A 15,874-nucleotide genomic window follows, 5' to 3' on the forward strand; every position below is an offset into this window, starting at 1 on the left:
TTCGGCAAGTAGTTCGTTACCTTACCTAATCTTTGACGCTCCCTTTACGTGATAACCACATTGTGAAACGCCTGTTCCCCCCTGTCCTCAGCACCTCGACCCCTGGCGGATCAACGAAGGCGGTCGTGCGCCTATGGTTGCTCCCAGTACTCCCAGGACCACCCTGCCCCTCTAAGGACAGCGATGCCCGCCAACGAAACCGCTCCTCCCGTCAAGAAGAAGGGGCGACGTGCCCGTCTGATCGTGCTCGTCCTGGTCCTGGCGCTCTTCGCGGGCCTCGGCTACGGGGCGTACTGGAGCGTGGACAGCGTGCGCGCCTCCTTCCCCCAGACGACCGGCTCCCTGAAGGTGCCGGGCTTGACCGGGACCGTCGACGTCAAGCGCGACGCCCACGGCATTCCCCAGCTCTACGCAGACAACGACGACGACCTCTTCCGCGCGCAGGGCTTCGTGCACGCGCAGGACCGGTTCTGGGAGATGGACGTACGACGTCACATGACGTCCGGCCGCCTCTCCGAGATGTTCGGCTCCGGCCAGGTCGAGACCGACGCCTTCCTGCGCACGCTGGGCTGGCGCCAGGTCGCGCAGGAGGAGTTCGACAAGAAGCTCTCGACGGAGACCAAGAAGTATCTCCAGGCCTACGCCGACGGGGTCAACGCGTACCTGAAGGGGAAGTCCGGCAAGGACCTCTCCGTCGAGCACGCCGCGCTCAAGCTCAGTGACGACTACAAGCCCGAGCAGTGGACGCCGGTGGACTCGGTGGCCTGGCTCAAGGCGATGGCGTGGGACCTGCGCGGCAACATGCAGGACGAGATCGACCGCGCGCTGATGGCGACCAAGCTCTCGCAGGCGCAGATCGACGAGCTCTACCCGCCGTACCCGTTCGAACGGAACAAGCCGATCGTCGAGGGCGGCAAGGTCGACGGCGGCAAGTACACCCCGCAGGGCGCCGCGGGCAGCGGCTCGGGCACCGGCTCGCGCACCGGCACCGGCTCGGGCAACGGCTCCGGCGGCGCCAACACCGTCGGGACCCAGACCGTCACGGGCCCGGCCAACGGCCTGGCCGACAACGCCGCCGCCCAGGGCGCGACCGTGGGCCTGCGCACCCAGCTGACCGCGCTCGCCGACACCCTGGACGAGATCCCCGCGATCCTCGGCCCCAACGGCAGCGGCATTGGCTCGAACTCCTGGGTCGTCTCCGGCCAGTACACGACCACCGGCAAGCCGCTGCTCGCGAACGACCCGCACCTGTCCCCGCAGCTGCCCTCGGTCTGGTACCAGATGGGCCTGCACTGCCGCACGGTCTCGGCCCAGTGCCAGTACGACGTGGCCGGCTACACCTTCTCCGGCATGCCCGGCGTGGTCATCGGCCACAACACCGACATCGCCTGGGGCATGACCAACCTCGGTGCCGACGTCACCGACCTCTACCTGGAGCAGGTCAAGCCCGAGGGCTACGTCTACGACGGCAAGGTGGTCGCCTTCGCCACCCGCGAAGAGGTCATCAAGGTCGCGGGCGGCGACAGCAAGAAGATCACCGTCCGCACCACCAACAACGGCCCGCTCGTCTCCGACCGCAGCGAGCAGCTCGGTACGGTCGGCACCCGCGCCCCCGTCGCCAGCGCCGCCCCCGACCGCGGTGACGGCTACGCCGTCGCCCTGCGCTGGACGGCGCTGGACCCGGGCAAGTCCATGGACGCGGTCTTCAAGCTCGACAAGGCCAAGAACTTCGAGGACTTCCGCAAGGCGGCCGCCGACTTCGAGGTCCCGTCGCAGAACCTGATCTACGCCGACAACAAGGGCACCAACGGCAACATCGGCTACCAGGCCCCGGGCCGCATCCCGATGCGCGGCCAGCACGACGGCCGGATGCCCGCCCCGGGCTGGGACTCCAAGTACGCCTGGAAGGGCGGCAAGGACAGCAACACCGGCTACGTCCCGCAGAACGAGATGCCCTGGGACTACAACCCGTCCCGCGGCTACATCGTCACCGCCAACCAGGCCGTCGTGGAGAGCGGGACCGGCGCGGGCAAGTACCCGTACCTGCTGACCACCGACTGGGGCTACGGCGCCCGCAGCCAGCGGATCAACGACCTCATCGAGGCGAAGATCAAGGACGGCGGCCGGATCTCGACCGACGACATGCGCACCATGCAGATGGACAACAGCAGCGAGATCGCCGCGCTGCTGACCCCGATGCTGGCGAAGATAGAGGTCTCGGACCCGGGCGTGCGCGCCGCGCAGAAGCTGCTGGACGGCTGGAACTACACGCAGGAGCCCGACTCCGCGGCCGCGGCCTACTTCAACGCGGTGTGGCGCAACATCCTCAAGCTGTCCTTCGGCGACAAGATGCCCAAGGAGCTGAGGATCGAGGGCAGCTGCATGAACGTCCTCGGCAACGGCACCGGCCCGGCCGACGACCTCGCCAAGACGGTCCGCGAGTGCGGCACCCGCGACGCCGACTCGGCGCAGCCCGACGGCGGCGACCGCTGGTTCGAGGTGGTCCGCCGCCTGGTCAAGGACGAGAAGTCGCCGTGGTGGACCTCGCCGCAGACCGTGACCCAGCCGGCGGCCACCACCCGCGACGAGCTCTTCGCCCGGGCCATGCGCGACGCCCGGTGGGAGCTGACCGCCAAGCTCGGCAAGGACCAGTCCACCTGGAGCTGGGGCCGGCTGCACCAGCTGACGCTGAAGAACCAGACGATCGGCACCGAGGGCCCCGGCTTCATGCAGTGGCTCCTCAACCGCGGCCCGTGGAACGTGGGCGGCGGCGAGGCCACGGTCAACGCGACCGGCTGGAACGCCTCCAGCGGGTACGGGGTCACGTGGGTGCCCTCGATGCGGATGGTCGTGAACCTCAACGACCTCGACAAGTCGCGCTGGATCAACCTGACGGGCGCCTCGGGGCACGCGTACAACGCGCACTACACGGACCAGACGACGATGTGGGCCAAGGGCGAGCTGCTGGAGTGGCCCTTCGGCAAGGACGCCGTCGAGAAGGCCACGGTCGACACCCTGACCCTCAAGCCCGAAGGCTCGTAAGGGCCGGGGCGCGGATCAGGTCGTCATGGACTGAAGCGGTGCACCCCTGACGGGGTCGCCACCGCCTGCACGGGGTGGTCGTGCGGTTCCTCCGGGACCCGCGCGACCACCTCGTCGTCGTAGAGGAGCACGACCAGCGCGGGATGCGCCCCGGCGCGCTCCAGCCGCTCCAGCACCCGGTCGTAGGAGCCCCCGCCGCGGCCGAGGCGCATGCCGCGGCCGTCCACCGCGAGACCGGGCAGCAGGACGGCGTCGGCCCCGGTGACCGCGTCCGGCCCGAGCGCGGGGCCGGTCGGCTCCAGCAGCCGCATCTTGCCCGGGTGGGCGGCCTCGGCGAGCGTGGCCGGGCCTTCGTACGCCGCCCAGTCGAGGTCGTTGTCGGGCAGCAGCAGGGGGAGCAGCACCCGCTTGCCGGCCGCGCGCAGGGCGTCGAGGAGCTCCCGGGTGCCGGGTTCGGTGCCGATCGAGACGTACGCCGCCACCGTGCGGGCGCCGGCCAGTTCGGGCAGTTCGAAGGAGCTGACGGCGAGTGCGGCGGCCGCCGCACGGCGGTTCTCGGGGGACAAGGCGCGGCGGGCGGCGAGCAGTTCTCGGCGCAGTTCGGCCTTGGCGGAGGCGGTGGGCGGGTTCTCGGCCACGAGGAAATCAAATATCCTTCCGAATCGGGGCATACCTGTATCTACGTGCTGCGATCTCGTCCGGTGTTCGACGGAAGACCACTATCGTTCGGGGCATGACTATGTTGCACCCCGTGATCAAGAAGGCCGTGATTCCGGCCGCTGGCCTCGGCACCCGCTTCCTTCCGGCGACCAAGGCGACCCCGAAGGAAATGCTCCCGGTTGTGGACAAGCCGGCTATCCAGTACGTGGTCGAGGAGGCCGTCGGAGCCGGGCTCGACGACGTGCTCATGATCACTGGGCGTAACAAGCGTGCCCTGGAAGACCACTTCGACCGGAACTACGAGCTGGAGTCGGCCCTCATCGCCAAGGGCGACGACGACCGCCTGAAGAAGGTCCAGGAGTCCAGCGACCTGGCCACCATGCACTACGTCCGCCAGGGCGACCCGCGGGGCCTCGGCCACGCGGTGCTGTGCGCCGAGCCGCACGTCGGCCGCGAGCCCTTCGCCGTCCTGCTCGGCGACGACCTCATCGACCCGCGCGACCCGCTGCTGCGCCAGATGGCCGACATCTACGCCCGCACCGGCGGCACCGTCATCGCGCTGATGGAGGTCGACCCGGCCAACGTCCACCTCTATGGTTGCGCCGCCGTCGAGGCCACGGACGAGGACGACGTGGTCCGCATCACCGGCCTCGTCGAGAAGCCGGACCCCGAGGACGCCCCCAGCAATTACGCGGTCATTGGACGCTACGTCCTCAACCCCGCGATCTTCGACATACTGCGGGAGACCGAGCCGGGCCGCGGTGGGGAGATCCAGCTCACCGACGCCCTGCAGAAGCTGGCCGCCGACGAGACCGTCGGCGGTCCGGTGCACGGCGTGATCTTCCGGGGCCGTCGCTACGACACCGGGGACCGCGGCGACTACCTGCGGGCCATCGTCCGCCTCGCGTGCGAGCGCGAGGACCTGGGCCCCGAGTTCCGCACCTGGCTTCACCGTTACGTCACGGAGGAGATGTAGCACCTTGAGCAGTTCCGCACCGCAGGACACCGGCCACCGTCTGTGGTCCGTGGACGAGCACCTCGCGGACGTCCTCTCGGCCGTCCGGCCGTTGGAGCCCATCGAGCTCCAACTGCTGGACGCCCAGGGCTGTGTCCTGGTCGAGGACGTGACCGTGCCCGTCGCCCTCCCGCCCTTCGACAACAGCTCCATGGACGGCTACGCCGTCCGAACGGCCGACGTCCAGGGTGCGAGCGAGGAGTTTCCCGCGGTGCTCACCGTCGTCGGGGACGTCGCGGCGGGCAGCGGTGAGCTGCCCACCGTCGGCCCCGGCGAGGCCGCCCGGATCATGACCGGCGCCCCGCTGCCGCCCGGCGCGGAAGCCGTCGTACCGGTCGAGTGGACCGACGGCGGCACGGGCGGCGGCGCGGCCGCCGGGATGACCCCGGCCAGCGCCGCCCCCGAGCACGCGGGCGGCGAGGTGCGGGTGCACCGCGCCGCCGAGGCACGGGCGCACGTCCGCTCGCGCGGCAGCGACGTACAGGCCGGTGACCTGGCCCTCGCGGCCGGCACCGTCCTCGGGCCGCCCCAGATCGCCCTGCTGGCCGCCATCGGCCGCGGCACCGTACGGGTGCGTCCGCGCCCCCGCGTGGTGGTCATGTCCACCGGCAGCGAGCTGGTCCAGCCCGGCGACGCGCTCACGTCGGGCACCATCTACGACTCCAACAGCTTCGCGCTGGCCGCGGCCGCGCGGGACGCCGGCGCCATCGCCTACCGGGTCGGCGCCGTCGCGGACGACGCCGACACCCTGCGCGCCACCATCGAGGACCAGCTGATCCGGGCCGACCTCCTGGTCACCACGGGCGGGGTCAGCGTCGGCGCGTACGACGTCGTCAAGGAGGCGCTGTCCTCGGTCGGGCACTCCGGCGAGGACGCGGACGGCGGGGCCGCCCGCGGGGCTGACGGCGGCCGGGTGGACTTCCGCAAGCTCGCCATGCAGCCCGGCAAGCCGCAGGGCTTCGGCACGATCGGCCCGGACCACACCCCGCTGCTGGCACTGCCCGGCAACCCGGTGTCCTCGTACGTCTCCTTCGAGCTGTTCGTGCGCCCCGCGATCCGCGCCCTCATGGGGCTGCCGGAGTCCGAGGTCCGGCGGCCGAGCGTGCGCGCGGTGCTGAGCGCCGACAAGGCACTCGGCTCCCCGGCCGGCCGCCGCCAGTTCCTGCGCGGCGCGTACGACGCCGAGAGCGGCACGGTCAGCCCGGTCGGCGGATCGGGCTCCCACCTGATCGCCGCGCTGGCGCACGCCGACTCCCTGATGGTGGTACCGGAGGAGGTCACCTCGGTGGAGCCGGGGACCGAGCTGGAAGTGATCCTGCTCGGCTGAAGTCGGGCCGGTGCGGGTAGCGTGTGTCGCACCACACAGGCTCCTGGGGAGCCCAGAGCGGAGCGGCGCAGCAATGAGTACCGAAAGCAGGCTCACCCACATCGACGAGGCCGGCGCGGCCCGGATGGTCGACGTGTCCGGGAAGGACGTCACCACCCGGACGGCACGGGCCAGCGGACGCGTACTCGTCGCCCCGCGGGTGATCGAGCTGCTGCGCGGCGAGGGCGTCCCCAAGGGCGACGCCCTCGCCACCGCGCGCATCGCCGGGATCATGGGCGCGAAGAAGACCCCCGACCTGATCCCGCTGTGCCACCCGCTGGCCGTCTCGGGCGTGAAGGTGGACCTGCGGGTCGCCGACGACGCGGTCGAGATCCTCGCCACGGTGAAGACGACCGACCGCACGGGCGTCGAGATGGAGGCGCTGACCGCGGTCGCGGTCGCCGGCCTCACCGTGATCGACATGGTGAAGGCGGTCGACAAGGGCGCGGTCATCACGGACGTCCGGGTGGAGGAGAAGACGGGCGGCAAGTCCGGCGACTGGGCCCGCTCGTGAACGCCCCGCGCGGCGGCGAGGTCCACAGCCACAGCCACAGCCACAGCCACGGCCACGGCCCCACTGCCGAGGCCGGCGCTCCGCAGCCGCTGGGTCGGGCCCTGGTCGTCACGGCCTCGAACCGGGCCTCGCAGGGCGTGTACGCGGACAAGGGCGGGCCGTTGCTGGCCGAGGCGCTGGAGGAGCTCGGCTTCACGGTGGACGGCCCGCGGGTCGTCCCGGACGGCGATCCCGTGGAGCAGGCGCTGCGCGAGGGCGTGGCCGCAGCGTACGACGTCATCCTGACCACCGGCGGAACCGGGATCTCGCCGACCGACCGCACCCCGGACGCCACCGCGCGGGTGCTGGACTACGAGATCCCCGGCATCCCGCAGGCCATCCGCGCCGAAGGGCTCGCGAAGGTGCCGACCGCGGCCCTGTCCCGGGGTCTGGCGGGCGTGGCCGGGCGCACCCTCATCGTCAACCTCCCCGGTTCCACGGGCGGGGTGCGCGACGGCCTCGCCGTCCTCTCCCGCGTCCTGCCGCACGCGGTGGACCAGATGCGGGGCGGCGACCACCCCAGACCGGTACCGCCCTCCGGGAGCCCGAGCTGAACGGCCCGACCTGGCCGGTGGTCCTGTCGGACGGCGACGTCACCCTCCGGCCGATAAAGCTGCGGGACCAGAAGGCCTGGCGCGAGGTCAACCGGCGCAACCGCGACTGGCTCCGGCCGTGGGAGGCCACGATCCCGCCGCCCGCGCCGTGGGGGCCGGTGGTCCAGCGGCCCACGTACCGCCAGATGGTCCGCCATCTGCGGGCGGAGGCGAACGCGGGCCGGATGCTGCCCTTCGTCATCGAGTACCAGGGCCGGCTGGTGGGCCAGCTGACGGTCGCCGGGATCACCTGGGGCTCGATGTGCGCGGGCCACATCGGCTACTGGGTGGACCGCGAGGTGGCGGGCCGGGGCGTGATGCCGACGGCGGTCGCGCTGGCGGTGGACCACTGCTTCAGGAAGGTGGGCCTGCACCGGATCGAGGTGTGCATCCGTCCCGAGAACCTTCCGAGCCGGCGGGTCGTGGAGAAGCTGGGCCTGCGCGAGGAGGGGCTGCGGCCGCGCTACCTGCACATCGACGGGGCCTGGCGCGACCACCTCGTCTACGCGGTGACGGCGGAGGAGGTCCCGGAGGGGCTGCTGCGCCGCTGGCACCGTGCGCGCCACTCGCAGTCCCCGCCGAAATAGCGGGGACCACCCGGAGCTTCGATAAGCGAATATCTGTTCGAATTAATGGCCTCGGGTAACCGATTCGCCCATAACCTGATCCGAAGAATCACAAAAAAAGTCCGTGATATCAGCGAGATCGCGCGACACACCGGCCCAATTGGCCGATCCCCTCGGCCGCATCCCTCTACGGTGTGAGGTGTGAGCAGCAGCGGCCTCATCTACGCAGTCATTGTCGGGGCCTGGGCCGCCTACTTGGTGCCCATGTGGCTCCGGAGGCAGGACGAGCTGAACGAAGCCCGTCCGACGGAACGCTTCTCCACTGCCATTCGGCTGCTTTCCGGCCGGGCGGGAATGGAGCGGCGTTACGCCAAGGGGCTGCGTGAGCGTGGTGACGAGCAGGCGGAGCCCCAGCCCCACGCGGACCCGGACGCCGCGACGGAAACAGTCGATTCCGTCGACGCCGACGCCCGGGCCTTCGGCGTGTCCCCGACCAGGGCGGAGCCGAGGCCGGCCGCCGTCGAACGGGAGCAGCGCGCGGAGCGGGCCCGGCGCGAGCAGCGCCTCCAGGTCCTCGCGCGCCGCCGGCGCACCACCGCACTCCTCTTCCTGGTCTTCACCCTCGGCGCCGTCGTCGCCGCGGTGGGCGGCCTGCACTACCTGTGGGCCCCCGCCGTTCCCGCCCTGCTGCTGAGCGCCTACATCGTGCACCTGCGGGTCCAGGAGCGGCGGCGCTACGAGTTCACCATGGACCGGCGGCGCGCCGAGGCGGCCGCGCGACACCTGCGGGAGAACCGACCGAGCCGCCGCGAGCCCGAGGCCGCGGCGGGCGCCGAACCGGACCCTGCGCCACCGGTTTCCCCGCAAGAGGCCGGACGGCGCGCCCTGGTCGAGCAGACCGACCACGCGGAGTGGGTGGACCAGCAGCGCGAGCGCGAACGCGGCCCCGCCCGCGGTGACAGCTGGGAGCCGGTCCCGGTCCCGCTGCCGACGTACGTGACCGCCCCGGTGGCCCCCCGCGCCACGGGTCCGGCGGCACCGGACGCCTGGAGCGCGACCCGCTCCAGCACGGCCGAGCCGACGGAACCCCGCCTGCGCGCCCAGCCCGCGGCCCCCAAGCCGGACCCGAAGCCCCAGACCACCCCGCGCCCGCGCGGCCAGGGGAAGGGCCGCACCCCGCTGTTCGACCAGTACGAGGGCGAAGACCGCCCGCGCGCCGCGAACGAGTGATCGGTGACCTGCGCGGACGCTCCGGGATATCGGTTTTGGAGCACCCGCGAGGGGATGCTAATGTTTCACACGTCGCAAGGGCCTGTGGCGCAGTCTGGTAGCGCACCTCGTTCGCATCGAGGGGGTCTGGGGTTCAAATCCCCACAGGTCCACAGACGACAGTTCGCGAGTAGCTCTCGTGAACGTCACGAGATCCCGTCCGGTCGAAAGACCTGGCGGGATCTCGGCGTTTCCGGGGGCGACCCTAGGATGATCAGTAATTGATCATTCAACGGGGAGAAGAACTGTGCGCGTTGCATGGCAGCACGAAGCGGCCCAACTCCGGGACGCGGCCCTCTTCATAGGACTGCCGGACCCGACGCTGTGGTCCGGTCCGCCGGTCCGGGAGAGCGGGATCGCCGCGTGGATGGAAGAGGTCAGGTTCTTCACCACGATCGAGATCGATTCCGTCCTCACGGTGCACAGCCGTTCCGGCAACGCCTTCGAGCTGTACGGAAAGGGACGCAACTTCCTCAACCCGGTGCGGCTGGCGCGCTATGCGCCGTGCGCGATCGAGGCGGAGAGCGCCCCGGAGAACCCGGAGGTCCTCGCCCGGGCGCGCACCGCCTGGCGGGAGTACGTGGACGCCGTCGCGCGGCGGATCGGCCCTCCCGTCCGCGTCACGCAGGACGACGCCGAGGTCCCGGAGGCGATCTGGCGGCCCGGGGGCGAGGAAGGCCCGCACCTGCGCCTGTGGATGAACGGCTCGCACGGACTGGACCCGGACGGCCCGCTGTTCACCAAGATCCCCGGCCGCGTGCTGGTCCGCCTCGACGCGCACGCCCCGGCGGACATGGCCGGCGTCGCGCCGCGGGAGGTGTCCGGGGCCAGCGACCTGCCGGAGTGGCTTCCGGACCTGTACCAGGAGCACGCCGTCGAGCAGGCGCGACGCGAACACGAGACGCCGGACGACGACGACCGCCTGCTCGAAAGGATCCGGCACGTGCTGGGCGGCACGGTCAGCTCCGGCGGATCCCTCCACGACCACCTCGGCCGGCTGGCCGCGACCCCGGTCGAGGCCAGCCCGGACACCGACTCCTACCTCTGGCAGCACGCCTTCCAGCACCCGGGCGCCCCGCAGGGCCGCCTGCCCGCGATCCACGTGGCGCACGTGATCAGCGTCCTCGCGAACCACGAGAAGGAGGGCGCGGCCCGCATCCCGGAGACCGTGGAACCCGGTCTCACCCTCCACTACTACGACCTGTTCGACCCGCGGATGCAGGACGCACTGGCCGTCACGGGGCGGGAGGCCTGCGCGCTGTGGAAGCAGGTCCGCTCCTCCTACGAGCGGTCCATCACGGGCAAGTCGTACCTGATCACCCCCCAGGACGTCCTGGACCGCCTGAGGGCCGCCGCCGGGATCGAGTGAGCGCACCAGCACGCCGCCCGCCGGTCACCGGCTGCGCTCCAGGACGAGTCGGCGGAGCTCGGCGGCCGAGTCGGCGGCGAGCCGGTAGACGCCCTGGACGCTGATGGAGTGGACCAGTTCGCCGTCCACGACGTGCTTGAGGGTGCGTTCACCGCGGCGGGAGGTGTAGGTGAGCCGTTCCAGCAGATCGGCCGGGATGGCCGCGTCGAACCCGAGCGCGGAACCGGGCGGTCCGAGCAGCACCTCGGTGACGCAGCCCGCCTTCAGCGTCCGCCAGTCCAACAGCTTCGCGTAGTCGTCGTCGTGGAGCTCGGACCCGGCGTTCTCGTAGGGGATGATCCGCGACACCTCCATGGCTCCCAGCACGTGGAGCCGCTTGCGGAAGGCCCGGACGGGGAAGACGGTGTCGCCGGGCCGGACGCCCGCCCGTACGAAGCTCGGCAGCGACTGGTGCGGGCCGCCGAACAGCATCGTGAGGCGCTGGCCGGCACGGCCCGTGCGTTCGAGCTCTCGGCACAGGTCGTTGGTCCACAAGGTCGTATAGGAGTTCGGCACGTCAGCACCGTAGGGGCTCCCACTGACAAGAGGTCAGTTGGTCGCGTCGAGCTTCGCGCGCTGGTCCGGGGTCAGGTCGAGGTCCACCGCGGCCAGGTTCTCCTCCAGCTGGGCCACGGAAGAGGCCCCGACGAGGGGGAGCACCGGGACGTCCCCGCCCATCAGCCAGGACAGCACCACCTGGTTGACGGTGGCCCCGGTCTCGGCGGCCACCTCGCGGACCGCGCGCAGGCGCGGTTCGGTGCCGGCGTGGTCGAAGCCCGGCCCCAGCGGCTTGTCGTCGCGGACGTAGGCGCCGGCGATCAGCGGGGAGTACGAGACCTGCGTCAGCGACGGGTTGTCCCGGAGGTAGCTGAGCAGGTCGCCGCTGACCAGGCCCTGGTTGCCGTCCGGCGAGCGCAGGCTGGGGACGTCCGTGCGCTGGCGCAGGTAGCTGTGGTGGTGCTGGAGCACCTCGTAGCCGGGTACGCCGGCCGCCGCGGCCAGCGCACGGGCGCGCTCCACCCGCCAGGCCCAGTGGTTGCTGGCGCCGAGCAGGCCCGCCGTGCCGTCCGCGACGACCTCGGCGAACCCCTGGACCGTCTCCTCCAGGGGGGTCTTCTCATCCATGATGTGCGCGTACAGCAGGTGGATGCGCTCGATGCCGAGCCGCTCCCGGCTGCGCTCCGCGGACTCCCGGATGACCTTCGCGGACAGGCCCTCCACGTCCAGACTGAAGCCGCTGGTCGGCTGGTTGGGGCGGGCCCCGAGCTTGGTGGCGACGGTGATCCCGTCCCCGACCCCCCGGCTGCGCAGCCAGCGGCCGACCAGTGCCTCGCTCTCGCCGCCCTGGGTGCCGTTGACCCAGAAGGCGTAGTTGTTGGAGGTGTCGATGAAGGTGCCGCCCGCTTCCGCGAAACGGTCGAGGATCGCGTACGAGGTGGCCTCGTCGACGGTGGTGCTGAAGGGCATCGTGCCCAGGCTCAGCACGCTCACTTCGCGGCGGGTCTCGGCGGCGGTTCCGATGACGCGGTATTTCACGGCGATGGTGCCTCTCGCTCGGCAGGGATCTGTCGACGGATGATCGTCGAGGAACTCCCTCCGGGCAACGGGATAAGCGGATCGGGCGGGCGATCATGGGTCCATGACGATCGGTGAGGAACGGGACGGCGGAACGGCCCAGGCCTGGGAGGCGCTCGGCGGGGCGCCCGAGCTCGTCGGGCGGGTGCGCTACCGCGGGGTCGGCGACCTTACGGAAGGGCCGCTTCCGGTAGCCGAGTTGGCGCGCGCGACCGTCGGGGCGTGCGGGCTGGCCGCAGCCGAACTGGCAGCGGTGCGGGCCGGGGGCGGGGCGGCGGACGCGGCCCCGCTGGTGGTGGACGAGGGCGCGGTGGCGACGGCGTTCGTCAGCGAGCGGCACCTGCGGGTCGAAGGGCGCGCACCGGTGACCTTCGCGCCGTTGTCCGGCTTCTGGCGGACGGCGGACGGCTGGGTGCGCACGCACGCCAACTATCCGCACCACGAAGCCGCCTTGGTACGGGCGCTGCGGCTGCCGTCGGCGACACCGGAGGCGCTGCGCGCCGCGACCCTGGGCCGGACGGCCGTCGAGGTGCAGGAGCTCGCGTACGGGGAGGGCGGACTCGCCGTCGCCGTCGCCCGGGAGTACGGGGATCCACAGCCGCTGATGGAGCCCGTACGGGAATCGGGGGCGCGGGGACGGGCACTGGGCGCCGCCCCGGCCGGCCGGCCCGCCGCGGGGGTGCGGGTGCTGGACCTGACCCGGGTCATCGCCGGTCCCGTCGCGACGCGCACGCTCGGGATGCTGGGGGCGGACGTGCTGCGGATCGACCCGCCGGGGCTGCCGGAGGCGGACGACGCGTACGCGGACACCGGCTTCGGGAAGCGGTCGGCGCTGCTGGACCTGGCGGGGGCGGGGGACCGGGCCGTCTTCGAGGGGCTGCTCGCCGAGGCCGACGTGGTGGTGACGGGCTACCGGCCGGGGGCCCTGGAGCAGTACGGGTTCGGGGCGCGGGAGCTGCTGGAACGGTGGCCGGGCCTGGTGGTGGCCGAGCTGTGCGCGTGGGGGTGGCGGGCGCGGGGGCCGTGGGCGGGGCGGCGGGGGTTCGACTCGCTGGTGCAGGCGGGGTACGGGATCGCCGCGGCGTGTGCCGGGCCGGGCGGGGAACCCGGGGTGCTGCCGGCGCAGGCGCTGGACCACGGGACGGGGTACCTGATGGCGGCCGGCGTGCTGCGGGCGCTGGCGGAGGGGGGTGGGCGGGGGCTGCGGTTCTCCCTCGCCGGGACGGGGTCGTGGCTGGTGCGGGGGCTCTCCCGAGCGGGGGCGGGTGGGGGTGCGGGTGGGGGTGCGGGGGCATCGGGGTATGCGGCGGAGCCGTGGCTGCGGGTGACTCCGTCGGGGTACGGGGTGTTGCGGCACGCCGCCGGTCCCTTCGGGGAGTGGGGGGCGGGGCCGTCCCGGTGGGGGACGGACCGGGCCGTTTGGCTCCCGCGGTAGGGCGGCGGCGGGGCGGGTGCGGCGCCGTTGCCGGGGGCGCTGCCCCCGGACCCCCGCGCCTCGAGCGCCGGCGGGGCTGAAGGGGCGCCTCAAACGCCGGCGGGGCTGAAGGGGCGCCTCAAACGCCGGCGGGGCTGAAGGGGCGCCTCAAACGCCGGCGGGGCTGAAGGGGCGCCTCGAGCGCCGGCGGGGCTGGGTGGGGTCAGAGGGGTTTCGTCATGCAGCGGCTGGAGTCGTAGAAGCGGTAGTGGCCGAACTTCGCGGACAGGGCGTAGCCCGAGGAGAGGTACAGGGCTATCGCTTCCGGCTGCTGGTCGCCCGTTTCGAGGACCATGCGGTGGCGGCCCGCCGAGCGGGCGTCCGCCTCCAGGACCGCCAGGATGCGGCGTGCGAGGCCGAGGCCCCGGGCCTCCGGGACGACGTACATGCGCTTGAGCTCCGCGTCGCCGTCCGCGTAGCCCTCGTCGTTCTCGTCCTGGGTGCGCCAGCCGCCGCTCGCCACCGCGGTGCCCGTGGCGTCGTACGCCAGGAGGTACAGGCCGCGCGGCGGGACGAACATCGCCGGGTCCAGGAAGGTGGCGTCGCCCTCACCGTCGTACCGCTCCTGGTACTCCAGCTGGACCTGGTCATTGAGTTTGATCGCGTCCGGGTGGTCGTACGGCACGGTGCGGAGGTCTATCCGGTGAGACATTCGAATATCGTACGGAACCCTCCCGCTATGGTGCTGGGATGCTCACAGTGACCTCCGTGAATGTGAATGGGATCCGCGCCGCCGCCAAGAAGGGCTTCGGGGCGTGGCTCGAGGGATCCGACGCCGATGTGGTCTGCCTGCAGGAGGTACGGGCCGAGGAGGGGCAGATCCCGGCGGACGTGCGGACCCCCGCGGGCTGGCACACCGTCTTCGCGCCGGCCGCCGCCAAGGGGCGGGCCGGGGTCGCGCTCTACACGCGGCGGGCGCCCGAGCGCGTGCAGGTCGGATTCGGCAGTGAGGAATTCGACACCGCCGGACGGTACCTGGAGATCGACCTCCCGGGGGTGACCGTGGCCAGCCTCTACCTGCCCTCGGGCGAGGCCGGGACGGAGAAGCAGGACGAGAAGTACCGGTTCATGGAGGAGTTCCTGACGTACCTGGCGGCGCTGAAGGTGCGGGCCGCCGCCGACGGCCGCGAGGTCGTGGTGTGCGGTGACTGGAACATCTGCCACCAGGAGGCCGACCTCAAGAACTGGAAGACGAACCGGAAGAACGCGGGCTTCCTCCCCGAGGAGCGGGAGTGGCTCGGCAAGGTGTACTCGGACGCGGGCTACGTCGACGTGGTGCGGGAACTCCACCCGGACACCGAGGGGCCGTACTCCTGGTGGTCCTACCGCGGGCGGGCCTTCGACAACGACGCCGGCTGGCGGATCGACCTCCAGGTGGCCACTCCCGGGCTGGCGGCGAAGGCCGTGAAGGCCTTCGTGGAGCGGGCCGAGACGCACCCCGAGCGCTGGTCCGACCACGCGCCCGTGACCGTCGTCTACGAGCTGGGTGCCTGACCGGAGTCGGAGTCGGAGTCGGAGCGGGTGCCGGTGTCGGCGGTGGCGGGGCCGCCGCCCGAGGCCAGCAGGCGGTCCATCGCCATCGTCAGCTCGGCCTCGACCACGCTCTTCGCCAGCGGGCGCAGCCGGGTGAGCGCGTCCGGTGAGATGTGGGTCGATATCAGCTCGGTGAAGAGCAGGGCCATCGCGTCCGCGTGCTCGCGGACGCGGCGGCCGGTCTCCAGGACGGCCGCCAGCGGGACGCCCTCGCGGACCAGGGCCGAGGAGACGTCCAGCAGGCGGCGGCTGACGTGCACGATCGCGTCGCCGTCGACGGCGAGGTAGCCGAGGTCCAGGGAGGCCGCCAGGTTCTCCGGGGTGACCTCGCCCTCGAAGTAGTCGGCCAGCGCCTCGGGGGTGAGCCGGACCGGGGTCTCCTCGGACCAGCCGATCCCGAGCAGCTCCCCGAGCTGGCCGACGTCGCGGCCGCTCTCGAAGGCGGCGGTCAGCTCGGCGATGCCGCCGAGGGTGTGGCCGCGTTCCAGTAGGGCGGCGATGGTGCGCAGCCGGGCCAGGTGGTGGTCGTCGTACCAGGCGATCCGCCCCTCGCGGCGGGGCGGTGGGAGCAGTTTGCGCTCGCGGTAGAAGCGCAGGGTGCGGACCGGGATGCCGGCCGCTTCGGCCAGTTCCTCCGTGCGGTACTCGCGCACCGTCTTCGCTCGCGTCTCTTCCTTCGCCACAGACGCACCCTATGGCGTACCGGCAGTAACTTTCCGGGTCCGCCCCCTACCCATGAGTACTGGGCTGCTCTACCCTCCCGATTGTGCCAGTAATTGCTGGCAGTGTTTCGATGGTGTGGTGCGTTGCGAGCGTTGCG

Annotated in this window: 15 protein-coding genes and 1 tRNA gene; 11 read left to right on the forward strand and 5 right to left on the reverse strand. The window is 72.0% G+C overall.

The window, feature by feature from the left end:
• The first annotated feature begins 183 nt into the window (after positions 1-183).
• On the forward strand, positions 184-3,042 hold the full coding sequence (locus OG594_RS05120) for a penicillin acylase family protein (protein WP_266595589.1): 2,859 nt from the start codon (positions 184-186) through the stop codon (positions 3,040-3,042).
• 23 nt (positions 3,043-3,065) lie between these two features.
• On the opposite strand, the gene OG594_RS05125 is transcribed toward OG594_RS05120, so the two are convergent.
• Positions 3,066-3,713, reverse strand: a complete 648-nt coding sequence (locus OG594_RS05125) for a 5-formyltetrahydrofolate cyclo-ligase (RefSeq protein WP_266595591.1) — start codon at positions 3,711-3,713, stop codon at positions 3,066-3,068.
• Between the two features lie 62 nt (positions 3,714-3,775).
• Between OG594_RS05125 and galU the strand changes: the two genes are divergently transcribed.
• From galU to OG594_RS05165, 8 genes are all read left to right on the forward strand, one after another.
• Positions 3,776-4,678 carry a UTP--glucose-1-phosphate uridylyltransferase GalU gene (galU, locus tag OG594_RS05130; protein ID WP_266595593.1) on the forward strand — a complete coding sequence of 301 codons (903 nt, stop codon included), beginning with the start codon at positions 3,776-3,778 and terminating at the stop codon, positions 4,676-4,678.
• Positions 4,679-4,682: 4 nt separating this feature from the next.
• The gene (gene glp / locus OG594_RS05135) at positions 4,683-6,044 is read left to right on the forward strand and encodes a gephyrin-like molybdotransferase Glp (RefSeq protein ID WP_266595595.1); all 1,362 of its coding nucleotides are present in this window, start codon (positions 4,683-4,685) and stop codon (positions 6,042-6,044) included.
• A 73-nt stretch (positions 6,045-6,117) separates the two neighbouring features.
• Positions 6,118-6,597: a cyclic pyranopterin monophosphate synthase MoaC gene (moaC, locus tag OG594_RS05140; protein ID WP_030012065.1), complete on the forward strand. Its 480-nt coding sequence runs from the start codon at positions 6,118-6,120 to the stop codon at positions 6,595-6,597.
• 89 nt (positions 6,598-6,686) lie between these two features.
• Complete coding sequence (locus OG594_RS05145) at positions 6,687-7,190, forward strand: MogA/MoaB family molybdenum cofactor biosynthesis protein (protein WP_323185297.1); 504 nt, start codon at positions 6,687-6,689, stop codon at positions 7,188-7,190.
• 17 nt (positions 7,191-7,207) lie between these two features.
• Positions 7,208-7,816: a GNAT family N-acetyltransferase gene (locus OG594_RS05150; RefSeq protein ID WP_266595601.1), complete on the forward strand. Its 609-nt coding sequence runs from the start codon at positions 7,208-7,210 to the stop codon at positions 7,814-7,816.
• 180 nt (positions 7,817-7,996) lie between these two features.
• Positions 7,997-9,025 (forward strand): gephyrin-like molybdotransferase receptor GlpR, encoded by a 1,029-nt coding sequence (gene glpR, locus OG594_RS05155; protein WP_266595603.1) that lies wholly within the window; start codon positions 7,997-7,999, stop codon positions 9,023-9,025.
• A gap of 78 nt (positions 9,026-9,103) precedes the next feature.
• Positions 9,104-9,177 (forward strand) — tRNA-Ala (locus OG594_RS05160).
• 134 nt (positions 9,178-9,311) lie between these two features.
• Positions 9,312-10,433: a hypothetical protein gene (locus OG594_RS05165; protein ID WP_266595605.1), complete on the forward strand. Its 1,122-nt coding sequence runs from the start codon at positions 9,312-9,314 to the stop codon at positions 10,431-10,433.
• Between the two features lie 24 nt (positions 10,434-10,457).
• On the opposite strand, the gene OG594_RS05170 is transcribed toward OG594_RS05165, so the two are convergent.
• Positions 10,458-10,988 (reverse strand): hypothetical protein, encoded by a 531-nt coding sequence (locus OG594_RS05170; protein ID WP_266595607.1) that lies wholly within the window; start codon positions 10,986-10,988, stop codon positions 10,458-10,460.
• 33 nt (positions 10,989-11,021) lie between these two features.
• Positions 11,022-12,008 (reverse strand): aldo/keto reductase, encoded by a 987-nt coding sequence (locus OG594_RS05175; protein WP_266595609.1) that lies wholly within the window; start codon positions 12,006-12,008, stop codon positions 11,022-11,024.
• 103 nt (positions 12,009-12,111) lie between these two features.
• Between OG594_RS05175 and OG594_RS05180 the strand changes: the two genes are divergently transcribed.
• Positions 12,112-13,482 carry a CoA transferase gene (locus tag OG594_RS05180; RefSeq protein WP_266595611.1) on the forward strand — a complete coding sequence of 457 codons (1,371 nt, stop codon included), beginning with the start codon at positions 12,112-12,114 and terminating at the stop codon, positions 13,480-13,482.
• A 202-nt stretch (positions 13,483-13,684) separates the two neighbouring features.
• Here OG594_RS05180 and OG594_RS05185 read toward each other — a convergent pair whose 3' ends face one another.
• Positions 13,685-14,173, reverse strand: a complete 489-nt coding sequence (locus OG594_RS05185) for a GNAT family N-acetyltransferase (protein ID WP_266595613.1) — start codon at positions 14,171-14,173, stop codon at positions 13,685-13,687.
• A gap of 38 nt (positions 14,174-14,211) precedes the next feature.
• On the opposite strand from OG594_RS05185, the gene OG594_RS05190 reads away from it, so the two are divergent.
• Positions 14,212-15,015: an exodeoxyribonuclease III gene (locus tag OG594_RS05190; RefSeq protein ID WP_266595615.1), complete on the forward strand. Its 804-nt coding sequence runs from the start codon at positions 14,212-14,214 to the stop codon at positions 15,013-15,015.
• Here the strand turns inward: OG594_RS05190 and OG594_RS05195 are convergent.
• Entirely contained in the window at positions 14,997-15,737 is a 741-nt protein-coding gene (locus tag OG594_RS05195; protein ID WP_266595617.1) for a MerR family transcriptional regulator, read from the reverse strand. The genes OG594_RS05190 and OG594_RS05195 overlap by 19 nt on opposite strands.
• Positions 15,738-15,874 lie beyond the last annotated feature (137 nt).

It is taken from the genome of Streptomyces sp. NBC_01214 (assembly GCF_026340975.1).
Classification (GTDB): Bacteria; Actinomycetota; Actinomycetes; order Streptomycetales; family Streptomycetaceae; genus Streptomyces.

Bases quoted from the DNA above. Each gene is read 5' to 3' on its own strand.
- OG594_RS05185 (WP_266595613.1), bottom strand. From the start codon at position 14,173: ATGTCTCACCGGATAGACCTCCGCACCGTGCCGTACGACCACCCGGAC.
- OG594_RS05180 (WP_266595611.1), top strand. From the start codon at position 12,112: ATGACGATCGGTGAGGAACGGGACGGCGGAACGGCCCAGGCCTGGGAG.
- OG594_RS05120 (WP_266595589.1), top strand. From the start codon at position 184: ATGCCCGCCAACGAAACCGCTCCTCCCGTCAAGAAGAAGGGGCGACGT.
- moaC (WP_030012065.1), top strand. From the start codon at position 6,118: ATGAGTACCGAAAGCAGGCTCACCCACATCGACGAGGCCGGCGCGGCC.
- OG594_RS05125 (WP_266595591.1), bottom strand. From the start codon at position 3,713: ATGCCCCGATTCGGAAGGATATTTGATTTCCTCGTGGCCGAGAACCCG.
- galU (WP_266595593.1), top strand. From the start codon at position 3,776: ATGACTATGTTGCACCCCGTGATCAAGAAGGCCGTGATTCCGGCCGCT.
- OG594_RS05190 (WP_266595615.1), top strand. From the start codon at position 14,212: ATGCTCACAGTGACCTCCGTGAATGTGAATGGGATCCGCGCCGCCGCC.